A 2703-nucleotide genomic window follows, 5' to 3' on the forward strand; every position below is an offset into this window, starting at 1 on the left:
CCCCAGGAGCACCCCCAGGAGCGCCCCCACGCGCCGTCCCCACCTGCCTGACTGATGCCCTCGCAGCCGCATGGCACGCACAGTAGCGGCGCCCTTCCCGCTGTCCGTCCGTCCCGGAGGCGGCCCCTCCGGTGTCGGACAGTTCGCGCGCGTCCGCCCAGAAACCCTGTCCTCGCCCGGACGGAGGCTCATCCTCGTAAACCCTGGCATCCAGCCAGAAACGGGGGTCCGGGCCTTTCGCGCCGGTGCCTGCCCCGGTGTAGAGTCGGACCCCTTCAATGGCTGGGACGACGCTGACGCTCACCCCGGACGGGTTCCGCGGCCGGGTGCTGGGCAAGTACGAGGTGCTCTGCCGCCTGTCGACAGGCGGGATGGCGGAGATTTTCCTCGCGGCCCAGAAGGGCCTGGCCGGCTTCCGCAAGATGGTGGTGCTGAAGCAGATCCTCCCCGACATCCGCGGCGAGGAGGAGTTCGTCCGGATGTTCCTGGACGAGGCCAAGGTCACGGCCGCGTTCAACCACCCGCACATCGCTCACGTGTACGACCTGGACGTGGCGGACGGTGAGCTGTTCCTCGCCATGGAGTTCGTCCCGGGCGCCACGCTGGTGGAGGTGGCCCGCGCGTGCCGCACCGCCCATGAGCCCATCCCCATGGGCCTGAGCCTGATGGCCGTGCGCGACACGGCCGTGGCGCTCAACTACGCGCACAGCTTCACCGACCCGCTGGGCCGGCCCTCGCCCGTCGTCCACCGCGACGTCGCCGAGAAGAACATCATGGTGACGTACGAAGGCGTCACCAAGCTGCTCGACTTCGGCATCGCCAAGAGCCTGGCGCGCGCGGGCCGCACCGCCGTGGGCATGGTGAAGGGCACCAGCGGCTACATGTCCCCGGAACAGATCATGGGCGACCCGCTGGACGCCCGCAGCGACCTGTTCAGCCTGGGCGTGGTGCTGCACGAGTGCCTCACCGGCATGCGCCTCTTCTACGCGAAGAGCGCCGAAGCCATGATGAACGCCGTGCTGAGCGGCGATGTGCCTCCGCCCTCGCGCGTGAACAAGGAAGTGCCGCCGGAGCTGGACGCCATCGTCCTCAAGGCGCTCGCGAAACGGCGCGAGGACCGCTACGGCACCACGCTGGAGTTCGCCCGCGCCATCGAGCGCGCCGTGGGACAGCGCATCTGGCACCCCGAACAGAGCAGCGAGTTGATGCTGCGGCTGTTCACCGAGCGCCGCGACCAGACCCGCCTGCTGCTCATGAGCGGGCAGTCTACCGGGGACGGCACCTCCAGCGAGACGCAGGTGGCGCAGGTGCTCGCCCGGGGCGGAGAGGTCCCGGAGCCGGCCACGCTTCCGCCCGCGAGTGCGCTGCCGCAGATCTCCTCCACGCTGCCGCCTCGCGCGCCCGCGGCGCCCGCCAAGGCACCCGCTCCGGCGAAGGCGACGCCGGCTCCCGCTGCCGCCACGGGGGGCCGCCGCAACACGACGGAGGAGGTGGCGGTCCGCAAGCCCGCGGCGATGCCGCCCTCGCGCCGGGTGTCGCCTCCCACGGAGCCGCTCCGGCCGCCTCCGCCCACGAATGAGATGTCCGCGCAGCCCGAGGATTCCGAACCGGGCGTGCGCACCCAGCCGGCCCTGCCTCCGGTGATGCTGGATTCATCGCTGCGCATCACGGCGCCCGTGACGGCGTCTCCCGGTTATGCCGAGGGGGAGACCATCCTCACGCCGCTGTCGCGCATGGGCACGCAGCCTCCCGAGGAACCGAAGGCGCGCCATGCGAAGGAGCCTCCGGCCTTCGTGCCGCCGCCCAACGAGCCTCGCGCCCGGGGTGGACGGGAGTCCGAGGAAGGCCGTGCCCGGTCTGGAGCCTCGGACGATGCACGGCAGCGCTCCGCCAACGGCTCCGAGGAGCCGCGTCCGCGCGCCGGACGTGACGCGGCCCATGGATCCGCCGAGGACTCGCGGCCCCGTCCGCCGCGTGAAGCCCTCAACGCGCCTCCCGAGGAGGCTCGGCCCAAACCGCCGCGTGAAGCCTTCAGCGCGTCCGGTGAGGATGCGCGGTCCCGCTCCGCGCGGGATGCGGCGAATGGGTCCGCTGAGGATTCCCGTCCCCGTCCTCCTCGTGATTCCGCGAATAGCTCCGCCGACGATGCACGTGCCCGGTCTGGCCGCGATGCTTCGAATGGATCCGAGGATGCACGCGCGCGTTCTGCCCGTGATTCCGCGAATAGCTCCACCGACGATGCGCGTGCCCGGTCTGGCCGTGATGCTTCGAGCGGATCCGCGGACGATGCGCGTGCTCGGTCTGGCCGTGATGCTTCGAACGGATCCGCGGACGATGCGCGTGCCCGGTCTGGCCGCGATGCTTCGCACAACGGTGCGGAAGACTCCCGTCCCCGCCCTCCTCGCGACGCCTCGAACACCAGCTCCGAGGACTCCCGTCCCCGGCCCTCACGGTCCGCCACACAGGACAGCCTCCGCGTCACCCAGCCCCACACCGCGCCGCAGGCCCTGCTGAACGACAGCGAGACGGCCATCTCCCGCGTGCCGTCCAAGCCTCCCGAAGAGGCCCCCGAGAAGACGCCCGCGGTCCGCCGCTCCCCGTCCTCCCGCCGCAAGCAGTCCTCGCCTCCCGCACGCTCCACCCCGGCGCGCGCCTCCGGCCGCCCCACCGAACCGCACGACTTCCTCGCCGATGCCCCCGCCC

Annotated in this window: 1 protein-coding gene; it reads left to right on the forward strand. The window is 71.8% G+C overall.

The features are described 5' to 3' along the window. Positions 1–278 precede the first annotated feature (278 nt). Positions 279–2703 (forward strand): serine/threonine protein kinase (locus tag D7V77_RS45375; RefSeq protein ID WP_233597552.1); only part of this gene is annotated, 2425 nt, incomplete at its 3' end.

The organism is Corallococcus sp. CA041A (assembly GCF_003612075.1).
Taxonomy (GTDB): domain Bacteria; phylum Myxococcota; class Myxococcia; order Myxococcales; family Myxococcaceae; genus Corallococcus; species Corallococcus exiguus.